Origin of the sequence: Streptomyces sp. NPDC093568, from assembly GCF_044764945.1 — a bacterium.
In the GTDB taxonomy this organism is placed as follows: Bacteria; Actinomycetota; Actinomycetes; order Streptomycetales; family Streptomycetaceae; genus Streptomyces.
This window is the reverse complement of record NZ_JBIWJD010000004.1, coordinates 264040-285898: the sequence shown is the minus strand read 5'-3', so window position 1 is coordinate 285898 and position 21859 is coordinate 264040. Positions and strand designations below refer to the sequence as shown.

The window sequence follows — 21859 nt, the reverse complement described above, 5'->3', positions numbered from 1 at the left end:
GGACAAGTATTTTTGGCGTCATTTGTGTGACAAATGTGAAGGATGGGACTCTCAGATGGGAGTCTCAGAAGCCCGCCGGCTCCGTGTACACTCCCCACTCGTCCCGCAGCACACCACAGATCTCCCCCAGCGTCGCCTCGGCCCGCACCGCGTCCAGCATCGGCTCGATCATGTTGGCGCCGCTGCGGGCGGCGGCCAGCATCCCGTCCAGGGCCGTGCGGACCGCGGCGTCGTCGCGGCCCGACTTGCGCGCCGCCAGCACCCGGACCTGCTCCCGCTCGACCTCGTGGCTGACCCGGAGGATCTCCAGGTCGCCGGTCACCGAGCCGGTGTGGACGTTGACGCCGACGACCCGCTTCTCGCCCTTCTCCAGCGCCCGCTGGTAGCGGAAGGCGGACTCGGCGATCTCGCCGGTGAACCAGCCGTCCTCGATGCCGCGCAGGATGCCGGAGGTGATCGGCCCGATCGGGTGCTGCCCGTCCGGGTGCGCCCTGAGGCCGCGCTCCTTTATCTGCTCGAAGATCTTCTCGGCGTCCGCCTCGATCCGGTCGGTCAGCTGCTCGATGTACCACGAACCGCCCAGCGGATCGGCCACGTTGGCGACCCCGGTCTCCTCCATCAGCACCTGCTGCGTACGCAGCGCGATCTCGGCCGCCTGCTCGCTCGGCAGCGCGAGGGTCTCGTCCAGGGCGTTGGTGTGGAGGGAGTTGGTGCCGCCCAGCACGGCCGCCAGCGCCTCCACGGCCGTCCGTACGACGTTGTTGTACGGCTGCTGGGCGGTCAGCGAGACTCCGGCGGTCTGGGTGTGGAAGCGCAGCCACTGGGCCTTGTCGCTCCGCGCGCCGTACACGTCCCGCATCCACCGTGCCCAAATACGCCGCGCCGCACGGAACTTGGCGATCTCCTCGAAGAAGTCGACGTGCGCGTCGAAGAAGAAGGACAGGCCGGGGGCGAAGACGTCGACGTCCAGGCCGCGGGACAGGCCCAGCTCCACGTAGCCGAAGCCGTCCGCGAGCGTGTACGCCAGCTCCTGCGCGGCCGTCGCGCCGGCCTCGCGGATGTGGTAGCCGGAGACGGACAGCGGCTTGTAGGCGGGGATGCCGGCCGCGCAGTGCTCCATGAGGTCGCCGATGAGGCGAAGGTGCGGCTCGGGCTGGAAGAGCCACTCCTTCTGGGCGATGTACTCCTTGAAGATGTCGGTCTGGAGCGTGCCGTTCAGGACGCCCGGGTCGACGCCCTGGCGCTCCGCCGCCACCAGGTACATGCAGAAGACGGGGACCGCCGGGCCGCTGATCGTCATCGACGTCGTCACGTCGCCCAGCGGGATGTCCTTGAACAGGACCTCCATGTCGGCGGCCGAGTCGATGGCGACGCCGCAGTGCCCGACCTCGCCGAGCGAGCGCGGGTCGTCGGAGTCGCGGCCCATCAGGGTCGGCATGTCGAAGGCGACCGAGAGACCGCCGCCGCCGTTGCCGAGGATCATCTTGTAGCGCTCGTTGGTCTGCTCGGCGTTCCCGAACCCGGCGAACTGCCGGATGGTCCACGTCCGCCCTCGGTAGCCGGTCGGATACAGCCCGCGGGTATAGGGGTACTCCCCGGGCCATCCGATCCGCTCGAAGCCCTCGTAGCCGTCGCCCGGCCGGGGCCCGTACACCGGCTCCACCGGGTCACCGGAGAGCGTGGTGAAGTCACCGTCGCGCTTACGCGCGGCGTCGTACCGGGCCTGCCAGCGGCGGCGGCCCTCGTCGATGGCGTCAGCGTCCATACCATCAATTTACTTGGACGTCCTAGTAAATGTCGACGGCAGACGAAGATTTACTTGGACGTCCTAGTAATCCCGGTAGAAAAACCGCCGCAAAGCGGACTTCGCGGCGGTTCGGTCAGGCCTTGGCGACCGCCGCCGCGTCCTCCGCGACCTTGGCCTCCAGCTCGTGCGTGATCTTGCGCTCCACGAAGAAGGCGGCCGTCGGGATGGTCCCGGCCAGCAGCACCCACAGCTGCCGCTGCACCGGCCACTTCGCCTTGGAGCCCAGGTCGAAGGCGAAGACCAGGTACAGGACGTACAGCCAGCCGTGCGCGATGCCGACGACGCTCGTGAAGCTGTCGGCGCCGTCCATCTTCAGCAGGTACTTGGCGATGACGCCCAGCGTGAGCAGGACGAGGAGGACACCGGTCACGTAGGCCATGACGCGGTAGCGCGTCAGCACGCTCTTCTTCATGCGTACGAGCGTAACCACCCGTTCCGGCAGATCTTGCCCCGGCCCCACCCAGGTCCCGCCCCGTGCCCCACTCCCACTCCCGGCCCCGGCCCCGGCCCCGGCGCCGGCCCGCGTCTCAGCTCTCGTCGAAGTCCTGCGCCGCCACCCGCAGCGGACGCAGCATGGCGAAGATCTCCGCGCACTCGTCGGCGTCGTACACCCCGAGCCCGAAGTCCATGGCCATCAGGTCGCGGGTGGCCGCCTCGACCACCTCGCGGCCCTTCTCGGTGATGGAGGCGAGGGTGCCGCGTCCGTCGTTGGGGTTGGGGCGCTTGTCCACCAGGCCGGACCTGACCAGCCGGTCGACGGTGTTCGTCACCGACGTGGGGTGCACCATGAGCCGCTCGCCGATCTTGGACATCGGCAGCTCGCCCCCCTTGGAGAAGTTGAGCAGCACCAGCGCCTCGTACCGCGCGAACGTCAGGCCGTACGGCTTGACCACCGCGTCGACCTCGGCGAGCAGGATCTGGTGTGCGCGCATGATCGAGGTGATGGCGGCCATGGACGGCACGTTTCCCCAGCGCTGCTTCCAGAGTTCGTCGGCGCGCGCGATGGGATCGAAGGGAAGACTGAGCGGCTTCGGCACGGAGCCGACCTTACCGGCCGGTCATATGGTGGTCAGCCCCGTCTCGCCCATCGGTCCGAAGGGCCCGTCCGGCCTACGTCGACTCCCTGATGTGGAAGACGCCGGTCCACCGGTCGTCGTGCAGACAGGCGTTCATCGGCTCGACCAGCGCCCGGTGGGCGGAGTCGGTGCGCCAGCGGCCGATCGCCTCGGCGTCGGCCCACTCGCTGGTGAGCAGCCACTGGGCGGGGTCGTCCAGGGAGCGGCACAGCTGTTCGCCGAGGTGTCCGGGGAACCGCTCGGCTCCGGCGCGGACGTCCGCGTACGACCGTACGAACTGCTCCTCCATCCCCTCGCGCACCCGCAGCAGCCGGACCACCCGCACCCCCGCCGGGGCGGAGGCGGGGGCCGTCACGACGGGTCGAGGACGACCGGAAGCTCGGCCAGTCCTCGGAAGGCGGGGAACGGTACGGTCATCCAGCGCGCGTCCTCGGGGGCCACGGCCAGCGCCATGCGGGGGAAGCGTCCGAAGAGCGTGTTGAGGGCGATCTGCATCTCCAGGCGGGCCAGCGGGGCGCCGACGCAGTAGTGCGGTCCGTAGCCGAAGGCGAGATGCGTGGCCTGGACGTTCGGACGCTGGACGTCCATCTCGTTCGGCGCGGTGAACATCTCCGGGTCGCGGTTGGCGCCGGTGATCGAGATCTGGACGAGCGCGCCCTTGGGGATGAGCGTGTCCCGGATGACGATGTCCTCCTTGGCGTGACGGAACGTGGAGTTCTCCACGGAGGTCTCGAACCGGAAGATCTCCTCGATCGCCGCGTTCATCGCGCTCTCGTCCCGCAGGGCCAGCGCCTTCTGCTCCGGCCGGCTGAGCAGGTGGTAGACGGCGTTGCCGATCTGATACGCCGTCGACTTGTGGCCCGCGAAGAGCAGCACCCACGCCGTCGAGACGAGTTCGTGGTCGGTGAGCGAGCCCTCCTGGTCCTGGGCGGTGACGAGCGCGCTGAGCAGACCGGCGTCCGGCTCCCTGCGCTTTCTCGCGCACAGGTCCACCAGATAGTCGCGCAGATTTCCCTCGGCGATCTCCAGCTTCTTTCTCGCCTCCGGTCCGAAACCGGTCTGGGCGACGGTGGCGGACCATTCCTGGGCCTGTTTGCGCTCGTTCTCCGGAACACCCAGGAGTTCACAGATCACATGGAGGGGCAGCGGGAAGCAGAATTCCGGGAGCAGATTCACCGGACCGGTCGTCTGGCACTCGTCGAGCAGTTCGTCGGTGATCTGCTGCACGCGCGTCCGCAGCGATTCCACCCGCTTCGGGGTGAAGGTGTTTCCGACGATCCGGCGGAGCCTGGTGTGCTTCGGCGGGTCCGAGAAGAGCATGTTGTCGTCGAGCGCGATCGAGGAGTCACCGAAGATGCGGTGGTAGGCGTCGATGGCGCCGTACATGTCCTTGCTCAGCCGGGGGTCGGCCAGCGCGGCGCGCGCGTCGTCATACCGCGTGATCAGGTACGTCTCCACGCCGTGGGGCGGCGAGAGCGGGCACACGGGCGCCGACTCGCGCAGCGCGGCGTAGACGGGATGCGGGTTGGCGCGGAACTCCCGGCTGCACGACGAGGCCGCGGCCGCGGCCTCCTCGGGCGACAGTGCCTCGGATTCCGAGGATTCCTCGGATGCGAACGCTTGCGTCATGACTGGTCCCCGGGTCGGCGTGAATTTCCTTGGCTCGAAGCCACCGTTTCCCGGGCCGTGGGGCGCCGCAAACGGCGCTGCGCCATATGGGTCGGCTCGCCGTACGACGTGTGTGTGGCAGTCGGACTTGGTAAACATCGACGACGTGAGCGGACACGAACAGGAATCTGTACCAGTTCTCGTCGTCGGCGGCTCCCTGGTGGGTCTTTCCACTTCGGTTTTCCTGGGGCGCCTCGGAATCGAGCACATGCTCGTGGAGCGTCATGCCGCGACATCGACCCATCCGCGTGGCCGCGGCAACAACGTGCGCACCATGGAGATCTACCGGACCGCCGGGCTGGAGTCACGCATCCGTGACGCGGCCAGCGTGCTGTCCGGGAACGACGGCATTCTCCAGGTGGACACCCTCACCGGGGAGCAGCGCCGCTGGATCATCGGGGACATCTCCGGCGGCATGGACATCACCCGGGTCAGTTCCTCGGACTGGTGTCTGTGCAGCCAGAACGACCTCGAACCGGTGCTGCTGGAGTACGCGCGCGAGCAGGGTGCCGACATCCGCTTCAGCTCGGAGCTGCTCTCCTTCACGGAGCACGCGGACGGCGTGACGGCCCGGGTCAGGAACCGGGACACCGGTGAGGAACGCACCGTGAACGCCGCGTACCTGGTGGCCGCCGACGGACCCCGCAGTCCCATCCGCAGGCACCTGGGGATCGGTCAGTCGGGGCCGGGCGAGCTGTTCCACAACGTCAGCGTGACGTTCCGCAGCCGGACCCTGAAGAACCATGTCGGGGAGAAACGATTCGTCGTCTGCTATGTCACCGACCCCGACGGGGAGGGCGCCCTGCTGCCGGTGGACAACGAGGAGCGCTGGGTGATCCACGTGCCCTGGTATCCCGACCGGGGTGAGGAGTTGGAGGACTTCACCGACGAGCGGCTTGCCGCGCACATCCGCGCCGCCGCCGGAGTGCCCGGCATCGACGTCGAGATCACCGGCAAGGCGCCCTGGCACGCCTCGAAGCGGGTCGCCGACAGCTACGGCGCGGGCCGGGTCTTCCTGGCCGGCGACTCGGCCCACGAGATGCCGCCCACCGGGGCGTTCGGCTCCAACACCGGCATCCAGGACGCCCACAACCTCGCCTGGAAGCTGGCGGCGGTGCTGCGCGGCTGGGCCTGCCCGTCGCTGCTCGACAGCTACGAGCTCGAACGCCGGCCCGTCGCCCTCGCCACCGGCACACGCGCGTGCGTGCAGGCGGCCGACGAACAGCACCCGGGTTTCAGCCCCGCCGCCGGACGCAACAACGACCCGTCGGACCTGATGACCGTCGCCCTGTGCTACGGCTACGCCTCGAACGCCGTGGTGGGCGCCCCACCGGAGCGGCCGGTCGTCCCCGACACCTTCCAGCTGGGCGGCGAGCCGGGCACCCGGGCCCCGCACATGTGGGTCGTGCGAGAGGGCACCAGGATCTCCACGCTCGACCTCTACGAGCGTTCCTTCGTGCTGCTCGCCGGGTCCGGGGGCCAGAAGTGGCGGGCCGCGGTGGAGAAGGCCGCCGGCCACCTGGGCGTCCCCGTCGAGGCCTATCTCGTGGGCACGGGCCCCGACCACGACCTCGTCCCCGACGCGGACGCCGACTGGGCGGAGCTGCACGGCACGGCCGAGGACGGCGCCGTGCTCGTACGCCCCGACGGCTTCGTCGCCTGGCGGGCCGACGCCGCGATGCCGGACGCCGACCGCGTCCTGACGAACGTGCTGCAGAGCGTGCTCTGCCGCGACTGAGCCCCCTCTGTCCCATCCCCACCCGAACGACGAGGACGCCCCATGACCCTTGCCGGACGCATCGACGTCCACCACCACTTCACCGCCCCGGCCTGGCTGGACTGGGCGGAGGAACGAGGTGTCGTCAACCGCGAGAAACTGCCCTGGTGGACCCGCTGGGACCTGACGGCGGCGCTGGAGATCATGGACAAGACGGGGATCGGCACCTCCGTCATGACGGTCGCGATGCTGGGCCGGCTCCGGGAGCGCGCCGAGCGTCAGGAGAGCGCGCGGGTCGCCCTGCGGGCTGCGGCCGACGTCGTGGAGGCCCACCCCGAGCGGTTCGCGTTCTTCACGCCCGTCTTCCTCGACGACCTGGAGCTCTCCTCGTGGAGCGTCCGGTACGGCCTCGACGAGCTCGGTGCCGTCGGGGTGAGCACGCGCACCAGCATGGACGGCGTCTTCCTCGGCGACCCCTCGCACGACCGGCTGCTCCAGGAGCTCAACGAGCGGTCCGCGGTCGTCAGCACGCACCCCATGGACGTACCGGCGGGCAAGGACGGCGCCGCGGGCATGCCGGGGATGCCGCCCTTCGTGTGCGACTTCCTGCTGGACACCACCCGCGCGGCCGTCAACCTCATCCGCAACGGCACCCTGGACCGCTATCCGAACCTCAGCTTCGTCCTGCCGCACGGCGGGGGCTTCCTGCCCTACATGGCCACCCGGCTCGACCTGTTCGGCAGCCGTATCGACCCGCCGATCGAGCCCGGCCGGGTCCGTGACCACCTGCACCGGTTCTACTTCGACACGGCGGGCCCCATGTCGCCGTCGGCCACGCCCACCCTGCTGGCGACGGTGGATCCCGACCGCATCCTGTTCGGCACGGACTGGCCGCCCACGCCCGCGCATGTCCTCATCGACAGTGTGACGCCGGCCCTGGACAGCGACCCCTTCCTCTCGGAGGCCCAGCTCCGGGGCATCAACCGGGAGAACGCGCTGCGCCTGATGCCGGGGCTCGCGCGCCGGTAGCCAAAGGCCGCGAAAGGCCGCCGCCCGCGCTCACGGGAGCGCGGGCGGCGGCCTTTTCGTGTGCGCTCAGTGCTTCTGCCAGTGGTAGAAGCACCGGGCCATCGCGTCCTTCGGACTCCGCCAGGTCTGCGGGTCGTACGGGCTGACGAAGGCTTCGAGCCGCTTGCTGATGCCGACGAACTCGGGGTGCCCCGCCACCTTCGCGATGGCCGGGCCCGGGTCCTGCTCGGCCTCGATGAAGTGCATGTACACATCGCCGAACTGGAACAGGGAGCGCTGGGTCACGCCGACGAGGTGCGGGAGTTCGCCGCGGTCGGAGTCGGCGAAGACGCCCGCGATGTCCTTGGCCGACTGCGGGGCCATCCTGGCGACGATCAGTGCGTGGTGCATGCCGCCTCCACTCGGTCGCGGATCAGGGCCATCTGGATGGGCGAGTTGCGGTTGATGATGTCCGTCATCCCGGCGTCGTCGACGGGGGCGTCGGGCTTCATGGCGAAGTCCTGCGTCCAGTGCATCCGGGTGCCGGCCGGGGTCTCCTCGTACTCCCACACGATGTTCATGTACTCGAAGGGGCCGGTCTCGACCCGGCGGGCGCGCACGACGAGCTTCTCGCGGTCGGCGACCCGCTCCGAGACCCAGCTCCACACCTTGCCGTTCTCGTCGGGATGCATGGTCAGGCGGAAGGTCACCGTGTCGCCCTCGCGGGAGAGCACCTCACAGGAGGCGTACTCGCTGAACAGCTGGGGCCAGCGCTCCAGGTCGTTCGTCATGTCCCAGACGAGGTCGACGGGGGCGGCGATGGTGATCTCGTTCTCGGTGTGTCCGGCCATGTCAGGCTCCCGTCGTGAGTGCGCCGTTGACCAGGTCGAGGAAGGCGCGGGGGCTCTTGCAGCGCTCCGCGTCGGTGGGCAGCGCCCGGCCGTGCCGGTTCTCCAGCTCGCCGACGATGCCGAGCAGACCGAGCGAGTCCAGGCCGAACTCGGCGAAGGGGGCGTCCGCACGGCGTTCGAGCTCGTGCGGGTCGACGGTCACGCCGGCGGCCTGCTTCATCAGTGCCGCCAGATCCGCGACGGTCAGTCGGGTCACTTCGGTGGTCATGAGAGTTCTCCTTGTCTTTCTATGCGACGGATCCGGGGCCCCGGCGCAGGACCAGCGCCGCGTTGGAGCCCATGAGTCCCCGGCTGAGGACCAGGGCCGTGCGCAGCTCGGCGGGGCGGGCGGTGGCGGTCACCAGGTCGATGTCGTGGCAGATGTCGAAGACGCCCGGTGTCGGCGGGATCTGACCGTGCTCCATGGCCTGCACGGCGGCCACGACGTCCAGCAGCGGCGCCCCGCAGTACGACCGTCCGATGCCGGCCTTGGGGGCCGTGACCGGCACGCGGGTGCCGTGCGGGCCGAGGGCGTCGGCGAGGGCGAGCGCCTCGGCGCGGTCGGCCTCGGGGACGCCCAGCGCGTCGGCGAAGACCACGTCGATCTCCTCCGGTGCGCAGCCGGCCTCGTCGAGGGCGCCGCGAATGGCCTGCGCGAGCCCCTCCCGCGAACGGTCCCAGCGCGAGGCGCCGGTGAAGGTGGCCGCGTGTCCGGCCACGGTGGCGCGGACCTCCGTGCCCCGGCGCCGGGCTCGCTCCAGGTCCTCCACGACCAGCACGGCACCGCCCTCGGCGGGCACGAAACCGCAGGCCGCCGAGGTGAAGGGGCGGTAGGCGCGGGCCGGGTCGGCCTCGGTGCTGAGCTCGGGGTAGCCGAGCTGACAGACCCCGGAGTAGGGGGCGAGCGGTGCCTCGGCCGCGCCGACCACGACCACGTCCGTTCCCCGGTGCACGGCCCGGGCGGCGTGCGCGACGGCGTCCAGGCCGCCCGCCTCGTCGCTGGCCACCACCGAGCAGGGGCCCTTGAAGCCCTTGCGGATGGATATCTGGCCGGTGCTGGCGGCGTAGAACCAGGCGATGGACTGGTAGGGGCCGACGAACCGGGAGCCCTGTCCCCACAGCTTCTGCAGCTCGCGCTGGCCGAACTCGCCGCCGCCGGACCCGGCCGCGGTGACGACGCCGACGGAGTACGGCGCCTCGGCCCAGGCGGACTTGCTCAGTCCGGCGTCGGTCAGGGCGGCGTCGGCGGCCGCCAGCGCGAAGTGGGTGAACTTGTCGGTCTGGACGAGGAAGGTCTCCTCGATCAGCGCCGACGGGTCGAAGCCGCGGACCTCGCCGGCGACGCGGAGCGGCAGGTGCTCGCAGCCCTCGCGGGTGACCCGGTCGAGGACGCTCGCGCCCTCCTTGACGTTCTTCCAGTACGTGTCGGCGTGCAGGCCGTTGGGCGCGACCACGCCGAGGCCCGTGACAGCGGTCTGCCGGGCGCGTGGACCACTCATCGTCGTCTCCTCCCGTTCGGCCCCGTCAGGAGCACCGCGGACTGGAACCCGCCGAAGCCGCTGCCCACGGAGAGCACGTTGTCGAGCCGGCGGGAGCGTGCGGTGCGCGGGACGTAGTCCAGGTCGCACTCGGGGTCCGGGGTGTCGTAGTTCGCCGTCGGCGGCACCACCTGCCGGGCGAGGGCGAGCACACAGGCCACGACCTCGATCGCGCCGATGGCGCCCAGCGAGTGGCCCACCATGGACTTGATGGAGCTCATGGGCGTCTCGTAGGCGTGCGAGCCCAGCGACCTCTTCACGGCGGCGGTCTCGTGCCGGTCGTTCTGGCGGGTGCCGGAGCCGTGCGCGTTGACGTAGTCGATCTCCGTGGGGTCGACGCGCGCGTGGTCGAGGGCGTCGTCGATGGCCCGTGCCATCTCCAGGCCCTCACTGGTCAGACCGGTCATGTGGTAGGCGTTGCCGAAGGTGGCGTAGCCGCCGATCTCGCAGTAGACGTGCGCGCCCCGCGCGCGGGCGTGCTCCAGTTCCTCCAGGACGAGGACGGCGGCGCCCTCGCCCATCACGAAGCCGTCGCGATGGGCGTCGAAGGGGCGGGAGGCGTGCTCCGGGTCGTCGTTGTTGGGCGACGTGGCCTTGATGGCGTCGAAGCAGGCCATGGTGATCGGGGAGATCGGGGAGTCCGACGCCCCGGCGATGCAGATGTCGGCGCGGCCCTCCTCGATGGTGTGGAAGGCGTAGCCCACGGCGTCGAGGCCGGAGGTGCAGCCGGTGGACACGGTCTGCACCGGGCCCCGGGCGCCGAACCGTTCGGCGACGTCGGCCGCGAGCGTGCTGGGCGAGAACGCCCGGTGCAGCTGAGGCTCGGCGGCGCGGTGGTCGACGTCCCAGCGGCTGCCGCGTTCGCTGACGAGGACGTAGTCGTGCTCCAGGCGGGTCGTGCCGCCCACCGCGCTGCCCAGGGACACGGCAACGCGCCAGGGGTTCTCGGCGCCGAAGTCGACGCCGCTGTCGGTCACGGCCTCCTGGGCGGCGGCCAGGGCGAACTGTATGTACCGGTCGGCGCGTTCGACGACCTCGGGGTCCAGGCCGTGCGCGAGCGGGTCGAAGTCGCACTCGGCGGCTATCCGCGAGCGCAGCCCCTCGGGGTCGAACAGGGTGATGCCTCGGGTCGCCGTACGGCCGTTGGAGAGGAGTTCCCAGAACGCGGTCACTCCTATCCCGCCGGGGGCGACCACGCCTATGCCGGTGACCGCCACTCGCCGGGTCATGACAGCACCCCTGGGCGTTCCTCCCCCTGGACGAGCGGGTACGCCTGGACGTCGTCGCTGATCTCCGGGGCCTCCGTGTCGACGTGACCGAGGCTCGGCTTGGGCGCGAGGGGGCCGAGATGGAAGACCATCCGGGCCTCCTCGTCACCGACGTTGCGGAAGCGGTGCCGCATGTCGATGGGGATCATGAGGCCCTGGTCGGCACGGAGAGGAAACGTTTCGCCGTCCAGGTCGACCTCCAGCCGGCCCTCGACGACGTAGATGAACTCCTCGGAGTACGGGTGGTAGTGCTCGCTGATGCGTTCGCCGGGCCGCATGATGGCCAGGCCCATGAAGCCGCTCGTGGCGCCCACCGTGACAGGGGTGAGCAGGGTGCGCAGGTCGCCGCCGCGCTTGCGGTTGGGCTCGATCTCGTTGACGTCCACGACGCGCGGGCGCATCTTGTCCATGGTTCTGTCTCCAGGTCGGTCGGTGGGGGTGGTCCCTGCGCGGTCAGGACTGCGCAGCCCTGCGGTCGGTGATCAGCGACATGCCGGCGTGCGCCAGGAGGCGGTGGGCGTCCCGTTCGCCGGTGAGCCGTCCGGTGACGCCGAGCGCCTCGCCGTCGAGCAGCCGGGCCAGCACGGCCGCCTTCCTGGGGCCGTGGATGCCGAGCGCCATGACCGGATCGGTCTCGGGATCGCCCTGTACGTCGATGAGGCGGACGACGATGTCCTCGCGGTTGAAGACGGTGCTGCGGTGCACGGGGGAGGCGGGGTCGGCCGCGGCCGCCTCGTCCTGCCGGGCGAGATGCCGGGCGAGCGCCATCCCGCAGCCCTCCTTGGCCGGGTAGTAGAGGGCGTGCCGCCTGATGCCGTCCGGCTCCGGGCCGCCGCGCGCCACGTGGTGGACGGGCGGCATGGCGGCACGGATGAAGAAGGTCCGCGCGGACTCGGGGTCGGCGAGGTCGCGGTCCTGCTCCAGGTACGGGTTGATGGCCTCCTCGACGGCCCGCACCTCGGGCTGGCGGGAGACATGGCGCAGGGCCGCCATCAGGTCGCCCTCCACCTCGACGGTGCGCACGACGCGGTTGCCGTGCATGAAGAGGGTGGTGCGGCGCAGCCGCGTGGTGTCGTCGACGCGGGCCTCGGGCGGGGCGTAGCCCGCGAGGATCTCGGCGACCTTGGACTCGGAGCCGGGCTTCACGGTGAAGGTCAGGGCGTGGCGGATCACGCCGTCGCCCACCCGCGCGCCCGACTGGAGCGCGCCGGACCGGGGGCGGTCGCCGCCGGTTTCGCGGACGACGCCGTAGCGCATCGAGCGGAGTTCACGGACGCATTCCTGCAGCGGCCGGACCGTCTCGAGATGCTCTTCGCTGTTCACCCAGGCGAGGTAGGGCGGGGCGGTCGCCCATTCGCTGGTGATGACCCACTGGGAGGGGTTCTCCACGGACTGGCACAACTGGTCACCGAGGTGGCCGGGGACCGAGGCGACCCGGTCCCGCATCTGCTCGTACGCGTCCAGGAACTGTTGCTGCGCGCCTTCATGGAGGTCGACGAGCAGGAGGACGCGCATCCTGGAGCCGTCGAACGCCGACTGCGACGTGTAGGGCGAAGCGGTCATCCTTCAGACCCTTCCTTCGCGGGAGCAAGCGGCGGCCGTCCCTGTTCCACCAGCGCGAACGCGGGTTTCGGCCCTTGAGCCTTCATCGTGGGTCAGGGCCCTGACCTCCGCGAGCCACGCGGGCCAATTGAGGGAACTGCCCGCCGGTCAGGCCGGGATGCGTTCGCGCGAGCACAGCCGGAGGAAACGCGGAAGGCGCCCTCGCGAGCGAGAGCGCCTTCGAACTCCCCGTTCGTCACGGGGACTTGAACACGTGTCCGGGACCGGCCGGCGGGGCGGGTCCCAGGCCGGACCCGGCCTAGCCGGCCAGATGCCGCTCCACCGTCTCCACCTTGGAGGTGAGACCGTCCGTCACGCCGGGGCGGATGTCCGCCTTGAGGACCAGGGACACCCGGGGCGCCCGCTCCTCGACGGCGGCGACGGCTCGCCTGACGACGTCCATGACCTCGTCCCAGTCGCCCTCGATCGAGGTGAACATCGCGTCGGTGCGGTGGGGCAGGCCCGACTCGCGGACCACCCGGACGGCGTCGGCGACGTACTCCCCCACGTCCTCGCCGACACCGAGCGGCGTCACGGAAAAGGCGACGATCATGCGCCCACGATTCCTTCCTTGCGGGCGCGGGAGGCGATCACCGCGTCCTCGGCCGCACGCTTGAGCTTGCGCTCGGCGAAGAAGCCGCCGGCCGGCAGGACGGAGAGGACGAAGTAGAGCGCGGCGGTCTTCAGCGGCCACTTGGCACGGTTCCAGGCGTCCGCCCAGAAGATCACGTACAGGATGAAGAGAACGCCGTGGATCATGCCCATCACGGGTACCGCGTTGAAGTCCGTGGTCCGCTTCAGCACCGAGCAGACGAGCAGGAGCAGGAACGACACCGCCTCGGGGGCCGAGACGAGACGGAGGCGGCGGAGGGCGGTGGCGGTCTTGATGTCCACGGGTCACCTTCGGTGGGTTCGGGGGGAAGCGTCGGTCGGCTCGGCTCAGCTTGTGAACGCAAGCACAAACGTTCGTCCATTGTGGCAAACCCAGCGGGGTGCTCCGGGCCCGGGGTCGGGCTCGGCGGCGAGGACGCCCGCCAGCGTGTGCGGTTCTTGCCTGCCGTTCGGATCAGCCCGCTGTGCGGCTCGGTTGCTCTCGGCCGAGCCGAGCGGGGTCTGGTGCGCGCAGATGCAAGGCGGAGGAGGGAGTCGACGCGGAGTGTGGCGAGTGACGACAACGCCTGGGGGGGTCCCCCCTGCTCGAAGAGCTTGGGGACTGCGCGTCAGGGGCCGCGAAGCCGGGACGATCCGCACGACAGGCCCTGAGGGTGGCATCAGGGGTGAAGTCCACCCACGGTATCTGTTGGTGGATGGCGGCGGCGGCTACCTTTCGCTGCGTGGCGATGTTCCGACTTCAGGGCAGCAAGGTGCTCGCCGTCGACATGACCGGGGACGCCGTGAAGGCGAAGAACGGCTCGATGGTCGCGTACGACGGGCAGATGGCCTTCAAGAAGATGAGCGGCGGCGGCGAGGGCATCCGGGGCATGGTGACCCGGCGCCTGACCGGCGAGCAGATGACGATGATGGAGGTGAAGGGGCACGGGACGTGCTGGTTCGCGGACCGCGCCTCCGAGATCAACCTCGTGAACCTCCAGGGCGACAAGCTCTACGTCGAGTCGAGCAACCTGCTCGCGACGGACGCGGGGCTGCGCACCGGCACCTCCTTCACGGGACTGCGCGGCGCCTCCCAGGGCAACGGCCTGTTCACCACCACCGTCGAGGGGCACGGGCAGGCGGCGATCATGTCGGACGGCCCGGCCGTGGTGCTGCGGGTCAGCGCGCAGTACCCGCTGACCGTCGACCCGGGGGCGTACGTGGCGCACCAGGGGAACCTGCGCCAGTCCTTCCAGTCCGGTGTGACGTTCCGCACCTTCATGGGCGAGGGCGGCGGCGAGGCCTTCCAGATCCGGTTCGAGGGGGACGGGCTGGTGTACGTACAGCCGAGCGAGCGGAACACGATCGCGGGGGACGTGTGACATGACCTTCCGCGAGATCAACTCCAAGATGGTCGAGGCGACGGTCATGCCCGGCCAGAAGCTGTTCAGTCAGCGCGGCGCGATGCTCGCCTACAAGGGCGAGGTGTCCTTCACCCCGAACACGGCAGGCGGCCAGGGCGGGATCATGTCGATGATCGGCCGCCGGGTGGCGAACGAGGACACCCCGCTGATGACGGTCGAGGGCAGCGGCACCGTGCTCTTCGGGCACGGCGGCCACCACATCCAGGTGATCAGCCTGGCCGGCGACACCCTCTGCGTCGAGGCCGACCGCCTCCTCGCCTTCGAGGGCACCCTCCAGCAGGGCACGATGTTCCTCGGCTCGCAGGGCGGGGTCATGGGCATGGTCCGCGGCCAGATCAGCGGGCAGGGGCTGTTCACGACCACCCTCAAGGGGCACGGGGCCGTCGCCGTCATGGCCCACGGCGGCGTCTTCGAGATCCCGATCACCCCGCAGCGCCCGGTCCACGTCGACCCGCAGGCCTACGTCGCCCACCACGGCGACGTACGCAACAAGCTGTCCACCGCGCTCGGCTGGCGCGACATGGTGGGCCGCGGCTCCGGCGAGGCCTTCCAGCTGGAGCTCAGCGGCAGCGGTGCGGTCTACGTCCAGGCGTCGGAGGAGAAGCTGTGAATTACTACCCGGGCGCGGGTCCCACCGTGTACGACCCCATGACGCTGCCCTCCGACGACAACGTCAACGCCTACACCTTCTGCGTGGAGCTCAAGGGCAGCCAGTGGTTCCTGCAGAAGGGGAAGATGATCGCCTACTACGGGCAGATGGACTTCAACGGCATCGGGCACGGCCGACTGGACCGACTTGTCCGTACGTCCTTCCATTCGCCTCTGCACGCGAGCGACTGGGTCGTCGCGGAGGGCTCGGGCAAGATGCTGCTGGCAGACCGGGCATTCGACGTGAACTCGTACGACCTGGAAGACGGCAATCTGACCATTCGCTCCGGCAACCTGCTCGCTTTTCAGCCAAGTCTTGCCCTCAAGCAGTCGATCGTGCCGGGTTTTCTGACCCTGATCGGAACCGGAAAGTTCGTGGCCGCATCTAACGGTCCGGTGGTGTTCATGGAACCCCCGATCCGGGTGGACCCTCAGGCGCTCGTCGGCTGGGCCGACTGCCCCTCCCCGTGCCACCACTACGACCATGGCTACATGACCGGCCTGATGGGCGGTCTACGTGCACTGACAGGCCTTGGCGGGGCCTCCGGAGAGGAGCACCAGTTCGAGTTCGTCGGGGCCGGCACCGTCCTGCTCCAGTCGACCGAGACCCTCATGGCGGAGCAGGCCACGGGGACGGTTCCGCCGGATGCCGGAGTGCCTGGTTCCGGGGGGTCGCACACAGGGCCTTCACAACAAGCCGGGGTACCGCGCCTTCCCGGACAGCTGGGGGACCTCCAGCGTCGCTTCGGGCTGTGAGCGGTAGTCTGCGGAGTGTGACATCGAACGTGTGCGCACACGGTGATGCCACAGAAAACCCCTCACTAGTTCGCCTTTCAACTTCTTAGGTAGACTTCATTCATGGAGACCGAGACGGCCACACGCTGGCTGACCGATGCGGAGCAGTGCGCCTGGCGCACCCACTTGGAGGTCAACAGGCTGTTGACGTACCAGCTCGAGAAGGACCTTCAGCCGTTCGGCCTGACGATGAACGACTACGAGATCCTGGTGAACCTCTCCGAGTCGGACGACGTACGGATGCGGATGAGCGACCTCGCGGCCGCCACGCTCCAGTCCAAGAGCCGCCTCTCCCACCAGATCACCCGGATGGAGAACGCGGACCTGGTCCGGCGTGAGAACTGCGAGTCCGACCGCCGCGGACTCTTCGCGGTCCTCACCGACCACGGCATGGAGACGATGAGGAAGGTCGCGCCGCATCATGTGGCGTCCGTGCGCAGACACTTCATCGACCTGCTGTCCCCCGAGGCCCTGAAGGAGCTCGACAAGGCCCTCAAGCCGATCGCGGACCACCTGCGCGGTCAGCGCGGCCGCCCGTGACCGAGGCGCACCCGGCGAACCCGGCGAACCCGGCAGGCTAGCGGGCCTGCGGCAGGCGGAGCTCGAACAGGGCTCCGCCCGCCGGCGCGCGGCCCACGGTGAGCGTGCCGCCGTGCCGTACGGCCACGTCACGGGCGATGGCCAGGCCCAGCCCGGCGCCGCCGTCGTCCCGGCTGCGGGCCTCGTCGAGCCGGACGAACCGCTCGAAGATCCGCTCCCGGTCCGCCTCGGCCACCCCGTCCCCGTCGTCGGCGACGGCCACCACGGCCCAGGCCCCCTCCTCCCGCACGGTCAGGGTGACCGCGGAACGGGCGTGCCGCTGGGCGTTGTCCAGCAGGTTGGTGAGCACCCGCCCGACCTGCCCGCGCGACCCGGCCACCTCGACGCCCCGCCCCCGAACCGTCACGTCCGCCCGCCCCTCGGCCTGCTCGCGGGCCAGTGCGCCGAGGTCGAACCGGCTCTCGCCGGGCCGCTCCCCCGCGTCGAGCCGGGCCAGCAGCAGCAGATCGGACGCCAGGTCCTGAAGCCGTACGGTGTCCTCCACCGCGCCGTCGAGGTCGAGCAGCTCGGGGTGCGCGGTGCCCACCTCCAGCTGGGTGCGCAGGGACGCGATCGGGCTGCGCAGTTCGTGCGAGGCGTCGGCGACGAACCGGCGCTGGCGTTCCACCGAGGTCTGCAGCGCGGCCAGCGTCTCGTTCGTGGTCAGCGCGAGGCGGGCCACCTCGTCGTGGGTGCCCGGCACCGGCACGCGGCGCGCGAGGTCCTCGGAGGCGGTGATCGCGGCCATCTCGGCACGGATGCCCTCGACCGGGCGCAGGGCGCGCCGGGTGACCAGCCAGGTGACGCCGGCGACGACGGCGAGCAGCAGCGGCAGGCCGATCAGCATGACGGTGAGGGCGGAGTTCACCGCGCTCTGCTCGGCGTCCAGCGAGGCTCCGGCGTAGACGGTGAGTTTCCCCCGGTCGCCGGCCTGCACCGGGACGGCGGCGAAGCGGTAGTCGCCCGTGTCGCCGTCGATCGTCGCGGAGCCGTCGGTGAACTCGGTCCCCTCCCCGATCTCACCGGGTTCGTCCTGGTCCTCCTGGGCGGTGTCGTCGTCCGCGTCGTCGTCCGGGACGGCCGAAGCACCCGCGCCGCCCGTGCCGTCCGACTGCGGCCGCACGGCGTCGGTGGCCGTGCCGCTGATCCGCTCCAGGTCCTCGCTCGCCGCGACCAGCGTGCCGCCGGCGTCGACGACCTGGACGGGGCTTTCGTCGTCCAGGTCCAGCCGGCCGTAGGCCTTCCCGGCGGCGAGCTGGGCGACGACGTTCTGCGCGGTGCGTTCCGCGTCGTTGCCCGCCTGGTCGAGCAGGTTGGACCGCAGCGACAGCAGCACCGCAGCCCCCGCCGCGACCAGCGCCACGGCGACGACGAGGGTCGCGCCGAGAGTGGCCCGGGACCGGACCGAGCCGAAGAGCCTTCTCACCGTTGCCTTCTCACTGTTCCTTCTCCAGCCGGTACCCGGCGCCGCGCACCGTCCGGATGAGCCCGGCGCGCAGCTTGCGCCGCAGGGTGCTGACGTACACCTCGACGATGTTGGGGTCGCCCTCGTACGCGAAGTCCCAGACGTGGTCCAGGATCTCGGCCTTGGACACCACCTCGCCGGCCCGCGTCACCAGCTGCTCCAGGACGGCGAACTCCTTGGCGGTGAGCGTCACTTCGTCCTCGCCGAGGAACACCCGGCGGGCGGCGGTGTCGACCTTGAGGTCACCGTGGACGTGCACGGGCGAGGCCCCGGCGCCCTGTCCCCCGCGCCGCAGCAGCGCCTTCACCCGCGCGACGAGGACGACGTAGGAGAACGGCTTGGTGAGGTAGTCGTCGGCGCCGGTGTCCAGCCCCTCCGCCTCGTCGTACTCGCCGTCCTTGGCCGTGAGCATCAGGATCGGTACCTCGTGGCCGGCGGCGCGCAGGGCGGCGCAGACCCGGTAGCCGTTCATGCCGGGCAGCATGATGTCGAGGATCACGAGGTCGTACGTCCCCTCGCTCGCCCGGTACAGCCCCTCCCGGCCGTCATGGACGACGTCCACGGCGTACCCCTCGGCCGTCAGGCCCTTGGCGAGCGACAGGGCCAGCCGCTTCTCGTCCTCCACGATCAACAGGCGCATGCGTAAAGGTTCGCAAAGCCAAGCTGAAGATCTCTTCAGGGTCCTTCAGGTTCCTCTCAGCGTCGGTTCGGCAGATTGATCCGCGTCGCAACGAAAACGACTCGGAACGAAACGACTCTGGAGGAACCGGGATGAAGCGCAACATCGTCATCGCCACCGTCGCCGCAGCGGCCCTGATCGGGGGCGGCACCGTCGCGGCCTACGCGGCAGGTGGCGACGACAGCGCACCCACGCAGCGGCAGTCGAGCGTGAAGGTGGCCGACGACCGGGACGACGACAGCGCGCAGGACGCGGCCGACGACCGGGACGACGACGTCACCGAGGTCCGTTCGGAGGCCGCCGCCGCCAAGGTCACCGCCGCCGACGCCATCGCGGCCGCGCTGAAGCACACGCCGGGCACGGCCGTCTCCGCCGACCTGGACGACGACGGCACGAAGGCCTGGGAGGTGAGCGTCGTCAAGGGCGACGGCAGCGGCCACGACGTCCGGGTCTCCGCGAGCGACGGCAAGGTCCTCGGCGCCCAGCGCGACGACGATGACGACGACGCCCGCGAGGACCTCGCCGCCCTGAAGGGCGCGGGCGTCGACGCCCGCGAGGCCGCAGAGGCCGCGTCGGCGAAGGGCACCGTCACCGACGTGGACCTGGACGACGACGGCCCCGCCGCCTGGAGCGTGGACACCACCAAGGGCGAGTGGAAGGTCGACCTGAAGACGGGCAAGGTCACCCCGGACCGCGACGACGACTGACGCCGGGCGTCACACGAGGGGTACGGGAGATCCCGTACCCCTCTCGCGTCGCACCACGGCCGCCGCCGTCAGCACCATCGCCGCTCCGGTGAGCGCGAAGCACACGCCGGCCGGGAGCCGTCCCACCAGCACACCGGCCGCCGCGGCCCCGGCCGTACCGCCCGCGTTGACGGCCGTGTTGACCCAGGCCCCGGCCCGGACCCGGGCCTCGGGCGCGGCGGTCTCGTCGGCGACGAGGTACGCGGTGGTGATCAGCGGGGACACGAAGAGCCCGACGGCCGCGACCGCCACGGCGAGGGTGCCGAGCCCCTGCGCCAGCCCGGCCCCGCACAGCGCCAGCCCCAGTCCGGCGGCCTGCGCGGACAGCCGGACCCCGGTGGAGGCCTTCCACGCGACGGCCCCGTTGACCAGTCCCCCGACGGCGCTTCCGGCGGACAGCGCGGCCAGCACCCAGGCCGCACCGCCGCTGCCGGGGCCGTGCCCCTCGGCGAAGGCCACCACCAGCAGATCGACCACGCCCAGCGCGAGCCCGACGCCGGCGGCGGCGATCACGGGCCGCCGGATGCCGGACAGGACCCGCCGCCCGCCCGTGCCCCGTTCCTTCTCCCGCCGGGCGGGCGGCACATCGCGCACGGCGGGCGACGAGACGAACCCGGCCGTCCCCAGCACCATGAGCGCCGCCCCGGCCAGCACCCCGGCCGCCGGCGGGGCGAACCCGACGAGCACGCCCACCAGCAACGGCCCCGAGACGAAGAGCAGTTCCTCGGCGACGGCGTCGAGGCTGTACGCCCGCTGCAGCAGCGCCCGCTCCGGCGCCAGCCGCCCCCACACGGCCCGCATGGTGGGCCCGAGCGGCGGAGTACCGGCACCGGCGGCGACGGCCACGGCACCGAGGACGAGCGGCGTGACGGCACCCGGCCGCCAGACGAGCGCCGCCAGCAGGGCCAGCAGTGAGGTGTGGGCGCCGACCATCGGCACGAGCGCCCGGCGCGGCCCGTACCGGTCGATCAGGGCGGCCCGCGCGGGCGACAGGAAGACGCTCGCGCCGGAGAACAGGGCCATGACGACACCCGCCACCGCGTACGACCCGGAGGACCGGGTCACGGCGAGCATCACGGACAGCGGGGCGACCCCGTACGACAGCCGGCCGAGCAGGGCGGCGCCGAAGGTGCGGCGGGCGTGGGGGATCCGGAGAACGGCGGCATACGACGGCCGCACGACAGGCGTGCTGGACAAGGGAGTTCCTCGACTCGAGGCGGAAAAGGGGACGCCGGATCGCCGCGACGGTCACGACCGGGGGTCGTCACCGTGCGCGGGCGAGGCGTGCCCTATGCCAGGAGGAGGTACATGTGGATCAACGTAGCAGCGCTGCCCCGGGGGCGGCCATGGGGCGGGCTTGGGGGCCTCAGCCCTTCGTCAGCCCCGCCACCAGTTCGTCCGCGGCCCGGTAGGGGTCCAGTTCGCCGGCGACGATCTTCTCCGCCAGCGCCCCGAGGCGGCGGTCGCCGTGCAGGTCGGCGATACGTTCGCGCAGGGCCGTGACGGCGATCGTCTCGACCTCGCGGGCCGCGCGGGCGCGACGGCGCTCGGCCAGGACTCCGCGCTCCTCCATCCAGGCCCGGTGCTTCTCCAGGGCCTCCACGACCTCGTCGACCCCCTCGGCGCGGGCCGCGACCGTCTTCACGATCGGGGGGCGCCAGTCGCCGGGGCCGCGGGACTCGCCGAGGCCGAGCATGTGGTTGAGCTCGCGGGCGGTGGCGTCGGCGCCGTCACGGTCGGCCTTGTTGACGACGTAGACATCGCCGATCTCCAGGATTCCGGCCTTCGCCGCCTGGATGCCGTCGCCCATGCCGGGGGCGAGCAGGACGACGGAGGTGTCGGCCTGGGAGGCGATCTCGACCTCCGACTGGCCCACACCCACCGTCTCGACCAGGATCACGTCGCAGCCGGCCGCGTCCAGGACGCGGATCGCCTGCGGGGCGGCCCAGGCGAGGCCGCCCAGATGGCCCCGGGTCGCCATCGAACGGATGTAGACGCCGGGGTCCGAGGCGTGGTCCGACATCCGGACCCGGTCGCCGAGCAGGGCACCGCCCGAGAAGGGCGAGGACGGGTCGACGGCCAGGACGCCGACCCGCTTGCCCTGCTTGCGGTACGCGGTGACCAGGGCGGAGGTGGACGTCGACTTGCCGACGCCCGGGGAGCCGGTCAGGCCCACCACGTAGGCGTTGCCCGTCAGCGGGGCCAGCGCCGCCATGACCTCCCGCAGCTGCGGGGACGCCCCCTCCACCAGGGAGATCAGCCGGGCCACGGCCCGCGGCCGGCCTTCCCTGGCCTGGGCCACCAGGGTGGAGACGTCCTGCATCACAGCTCCGTTCGCGAAAAGCGGTCCTACAGAAG

The 21859-nt window shown here is 71.0% G+C and carries 25 protein-coding genes; 7 read left to right on the top strand and 18 right to left on the bottom strand.

Annotated elements, in window-relative coordinates:
- Positions 1-64: 64 nt before the first annotated feature.
- From ACIRD7_RS18775 to ACIRD7_RS18755, 5 genes are all read right to left on the bottom strand, one after another.
- On the bottom strand, positions 65-1765 hold the full coding sequence (locus tag ACIRD7_RS18775; protein WP_403454352.1) for a methylmalonyl-CoA mutase: 1701 nt from the start codon (positions 1763-1765) through the stop codon (positions 65-67).
- 115 nt (positions 1766-1880) lie between these two features.
- Entirely contained in the window at positions 1881-2219 is a 339-nt protein-coding gene (locus ACIRD7_RS18770) for a DUF3817 domain-containing protein (protein ID WP_403454350.1), read from the bottom strand.
- Positions 2220-2334: 115 nt separating this feature from the next.
- Positions 2335-2844: a MarR family winged helix-turn-helix transcriptional regulator gene (locus tag ACIRD7_RS18765; RefSeq protein ID WP_403454348.1), complete on the bottom strand. Its 510-nt coding sequence runs from the start codon at positions 2842-2844 to the stop codon at positions 2335-2337.
- Positions 2845-2917: 73 nt separating this feature from the next.
- Positions 2918-3238, bottom strand: a complete 321-nt coding sequence (locus ACIRD7_RS18760; RefSeq protein ID WP_403454346.1) for an antibiotic biosynthesis monooxygenase family protein — start codon at positions 3236-3238, stop codon at positions 2918-2920.
- Positions 3235-4512 carry a cytochrome P450 gene (locus ACIRD7_RS18755; RefSeq protein WP_403454343.1) on the bottom strand — a complete coding sequence of 426 codons (1278 nt, stop codon included), beginning with the start codon at positions 4510-4512 and terminating at the stop codon, positions 3235-3237. Before ACIRD7_RS18755 ends, ACIRD7_RS18760 begins: the two co-directional genes overlap by 4 nt.
- 145 nt (positions 4513-4657) lie before the next feature.
- On the opposite strand from ACIRD7_RS18755, the gene ACIRD7_RS18750 reads away from it, so the two are divergent.
- Positions 4658-6289 carry an FAD-dependent oxidoreductase gene (locus ACIRD7_RS18750; RefSeq protein ID WP_403454342.1) on the top strand — a complete coding sequence of 544 codons (1632 nt, stop codon included), beginning with the start codon at positions 4658-4660 and terminating at the stop codon, positions 6287-6289.
- A gap of 42 nt (positions 6290-6331) precedes the next feature.
- Complete coding sequence (locus tag ACIRD7_RS18745; RefSeq protein WP_403454340.1) at positions 6332-7297, top strand: amidohydrolase family protein; 966 nt, start codon at positions 6332-6334, stop codon at positions 7295-7297.
- Between the two features lie 66 nt (positions 7298-7363).
- Here ACIRD7_RS18745 and ACIRD7_RS18740 read toward each other — a convergent pair whose 3' ends face one another.
- The 9 genes from ACIRD7_RS18740 to ACIRD7_RS18700 all read right to left on the bottom strand — a co-directional run bounded on the left by ACIRD7_RS18740 (position 7364) and on the right by ACIRD7_RS18700 (position 13468).
- Complete coding sequence (locus ACIRD7_RS18740; protein WP_403454339.1) at positions 7364-7687, bottom strand: TcmI family type II polyketide cyclase; 324 nt, start codon at positions 7685-7687, stop codon at positions 7364-7366.
- The gene (locus ACIRD7_RS18735) at positions 7672-8127 is read right to left on the bottom strand and encodes an SRPBCC family protein (protein ID WP_328873888.1); all 456 of its coding nucleotides are present in this window, start codon (positions 8125-8127) and stop codon (positions 7672-7674) included. Before ACIRD7_RS18735 ends, ACIRD7_RS18740 begins: the two co-directional genes overlap by 16 nt.
- Before the next feature lies 1 nt (position 8128).
- Positions 8129-8395 carry an acyl carrier protein gene (locus tag ACIRD7_RS18730; RefSeq protein ID WP_403454338.1) on the bottom strand — a complete coding sequence of 89 codons (267 nt, stop codon included), beginning with the start codon at positions 8393-8395 and terminating at the stop codon, positions 8129-8131.
- A 19-nt stretch (positions 8396-8414) separates the two neighbouring features.
- Complete coding sequence (locus tag ACIRD7_RS18725; protein WP_403454336.1) at positions 8415-9665, bottom strand: beta-ketoacyl synthase N-terminal-like domain-containing protein; 1251 nt, start codon at positions 9663-9665, stop codon at positions 8415-8417.
- On the bottom strand, positions 9662-10933 hold the full coding sequence (locus ACIRD7_RS18720) for a beta-ketoacyl-[acyl-carrier-protein] synthase family protein (RefSeq protein WP_403454334.1): 1272 nt from the start codon (positions 10931-10933) through the stop codon (positions 9662-9664). Before ACIRD7_RS18720 ends, ACIRD7_RS18725 begins: the two co-directional genes overlap by 4 nt.
- Positions 10930-11382: a cupin domain-containing protein gene (locus ACIRD7_RS18715; protein ID WP_403454333.1), complete on the bottom strand. Its 453-nt coding sequence runs from the start codon at positions 11380-11382 to the stop codon at positions 10930-10932. Before ACIRD7_RS18715 ends, ACIRD7_RS18720 begins: the two co-directional genes overlap by 4 nt.
- A gap of 43 nt (positions 11383-11425) precedes the next feature.
- The gene (locus tag ACIRD7_RS18710; RefSeq protein WP_403454331.1) at positions 11426-12535 is read right to left on the bottom strand and encodes a SchA/CurD-like domain-containing protein; all 1110 of its coding nucleotides are present in this window, start codon (positions 12533-12535) and stop codon (positions 11426-11428) included.
- A 298-nt stretch (positions 12536-12833) separates the two neighbouring features.
- Positions 12834-13127 (bottom strand): MTH1187 family thiamine-binding protein, encoded by a 294-nt coding sequence (locus ACIRD7_RS18705; RefSeq protein ID WP_403454330.1) that lies wholly within the window; start codon positions 13125-13127, stop codon positions 12834-12836.
- A complete protein-coding gene (locus ACIRD7_RS18700) occupies positions 13124-13468 on the bottom strand; it encodes a DUF3817 domain-containing protein (RefSeq protein WP_403454329.1) in 345 nt (114 codons plus the stop codon). Before ACIRD7_RS18700 ends, ACIRD7_RS18705 begins: the two co-directional genes overlap by 4 nt.
- 446 nt (positions 13469-13914) lie before the next feature.
- Between ACIRD7_RS18700 and ACIRD7_RS18695 the strand changes: the two genes are divergently transcribed.
- The 4 genes from ACIRD7_RS18695 to ACIRD7_RS18680 all read left to right on the top strand — a co-directional run bounded on the left by ACIRD7_RS18695 (position 13915) and on the right by ACIRD7_RS18680 (position 16572).
- The gene (locus ACIRD7_RS18695; protein ID WP_403455091.1) at positions 13915-14547 is read left to right on the top strand and encodes an AIM24 family protein; all 633 of its coding nucleotides are present in this window, start codon (positions 13915-13917) and stop codon (positions 14545-14547) included.
- 1 nt (position 14548) lies between these two features.
- A complete protein-coding gene (locus ACIRD7_RS18690; RefSeq protein WP_403454328.1) occupies positions 14549-15199 on the top strand; it encodes an AIM24 family protein in 651 nt (216 codons plus the stop codon).
- Positions 15196-15993 (top strand): AIM24 family protein, encoded by a 798-nt coding sequence (locus tag ACIRD7_RS18685; RefSeq protein ID WP_403454326.1) that lies wholly within the window; start codon positions 15196-15198, stop codon positions 15991-15993. The genes ACIRD7_RS18690 and ACIRD7_RS18685 overlap by 4 nt, the downstream gene beginning before the upstream one ends.
- 102 nt (positions 15994-16095) lie before the next feature.
- Positions 16096-16572, top strand: a complete 477-nt coding sequence (locus ACIRD7_RS18680) for a MarR family winged helix-turn-helix transcriptional regulator (protein WP_403454324.1) — start codon at positions 16096-16098, stop codon at positions 16570-16572.
- 37 nt (positions 16573-16609) lie between these two features.
- Here ACIRD7_RS18680 and ACIRD7_RS18675 read toward each other — a convergent pair whose 3' ends face one another.
- Together ACIRD7_RS18675 and ACIRD7_RS18670 are read right to left on the bottom strand one after the other, a co-directional pair.
- A complete protein-coding gene (locus ACIRD7_RS18675; protein WP_403454323.1) occupies positions 16610-18037 on the bottom strand; it encodes an ATP-binding protein in 1428 nt (475 codons plus the stop codon).
- 10 nt (positions 18038-18047) lie between these two features.
- Entirely contained in the window at positions 18048-18716 is a 669-nt protein-coding gene (locus tag ACIRD7_RS18670; RefSeq protein WP_403454321.1) for a response regulator transcription factor, read from the bottom strand.
- Between the two features lie 131 nt (positions 18717-18847).
- Here ACIRD7_RS18670 and ACIRD7_RS18665 point away from each other — a divergent pair, with 131 nt between their 5' ends.
- Positions 18848-19462, top strand: a complete 615-nt coding sequence (locus ACIRD7_RS18665) for a PepSY domain-containing protein (RefSeq protein WP_403454319.1) — start codon at positions 18848-18850, stop codon at positions 19460-19462.
- A 9-nt stretch (positions 19463-19471) separates the two neighbouring features.
- Here ACIRD7_RS18665 and ACIRD7_RS18660 read toward each other — a convergent pair whose 3' ends face one another.
- Positions 19472-20698, bottom strand: a complete 1227-nt coding sequence (locus ACIRD7_RS18660) for an MFS transporter (protein ID WP_403454318.1) — start codon at positions 20696-20698, stop codon at positions 19472-19474.
- Between the two features lie 169 nt (positions 20699-20867).
- Positions 20868-21824 (bottom strand): methylmalonyl Co-A mutase-associated GTPase MeaB, encoded by a 957-nt coding sequence (gene meaB / locus ACIRD7_RS18655; RefSeq protein ID WP_403454316.1) that lies wholly within the window; start codon positions 21822-21824, stop codon positions 20868-20870.
- Between the last annotated feature and the right edge of the window lie 35 nt (positions 21825-21859).

Bases quoted from the DNA above. Each gene is read 5' to 3' on its own strand.
- ACIRD7_RS18775 (WP_403454352.1), bottom strand. From the start codon at position 1,765: ATGGACGCTGACGCCATCGACGAGGGCCGCCGCCGCTGGCAGGCCCGG.
- ACIRD7_RS18770 (WP_403454350.1), bottom strand. From the start codon at position 2,219: ATGAAGAAGAGCGTGCTGACGCGCTACCGCGTCATGGCCTACGTGACC.
- ACIRD7_RS18755 (WP_403454343.1), bottom strand. From the start codon at position 4,512: ATGACGCAAGCGTTCGCATCCGAGGAATCCTCGGAATCCGAGGCACTG.
- ACIRD7_RS18745 (WP_403454340.1), top strand. From the start codon at position 6,332: ATGACCCTTGCCGGACGCATCGACGTCCACCACCACTTCACCGCCCCG.
- ACIRD7_RS18740 (WP_403454339.1), bottom strand. From the start codon at position 7,687: ATGCACCACGCACTGATCGTCGCCAGGATGGCCCCGCAGTCGGCCAAG.
- ACIRD7_RS18735 (WP_328873888.1), bottom strand. From the start codon at position 8,127: ATGGCCGGACACACCGAGAACGAGATCACCATCGCCGCCCCCGTCGAC.
- ACIRD7_RS18730 (WP_403454338.1), bottom strand. From the start codon at position 8,395: ATGACCACCGAAGTGACCCGACTGACCGTCGCGGATCTGGCGGCACTG.
- ACIRD7_RS18725 (WP_403454336.1), bottom strand. From the start codon at position 9,665: ATGAGTGGTCCACGCGCCCGGCAGACCGCTGTCACGGGCCTCGGCGTG.
- ACIRD7_RS18720 (WP_403454334.1), bottom strand. From the start codon at position 10,933: ATGACCCGGCGAGTGGCGGTCACCGGCATAGGCGTGGTCGCCCCCGGC.
- ACIRD7_RS18715 (WP_403454333.1), bottom strand. From the start codon at position 11,382: ATGGACAAGATGCGCCCGCGCGTCGTGGACGTCAACGAGATCGAGCCC.
- ACIRD7_RS18710 (WP_403454331.1), bottom strand. From the start codon at position 12,535: ATGACCGCTTCGCCCTACACGTCGCAGTCGGCGTTCGACGGCTCCAGG.
- ACIRD7_RS18705 (WP_403454330.1), bottom strand. From the start codon at position 13,127: ATGATCGTCGCCTTTTCCGTGACGCCGCTCGGTGTCGGCGAGGACGTG.
- ACIRD7_RS18695 (WP_403455091.1), top strand. From the start codon at position 13,915: ATGTTCCGACTTCAGGGCAGCAAGGTGCTCGCCGTCGACATGACCGGG.
- ACIRD7_RS18690 (WP_403454328.1), top strand. From the start codon at position 14,549: ATGACCTTCCGCGAGATCAACTCCAAGATGGTCGAGGCGACGGTCATG.
- ACIRD7_RS18680 (WP_403454324.1), top strand. From the start codon at position 16,096: ATGGAGACCGAGACGGCCACACGCTGGCTGACCGATGCGGAGCAGTGC.
- ACIRD7_RS18670 (WP_403454321.1), bottom strand. From the start codon at position 18,716: ATGCGCCTGTTGATCGTGGAGGACGAGAAGCGGCTGGCCCTGTCGCTC.
- ACIRD7_RS18665 (WP_403454319.1), top strand. From the start codon at position 18,848: ATGAAGCGCAACATCGTCATCGCCACCGTCGCCGCAGCGGCCCTGATC.
- meaB (WP_403454316.1), bottom strand. From the start codon at position 21,824: ATGCAGGACGTCTCCACCCTGGTGGCCCAGGCCAGGGAAGGCCGGCCG.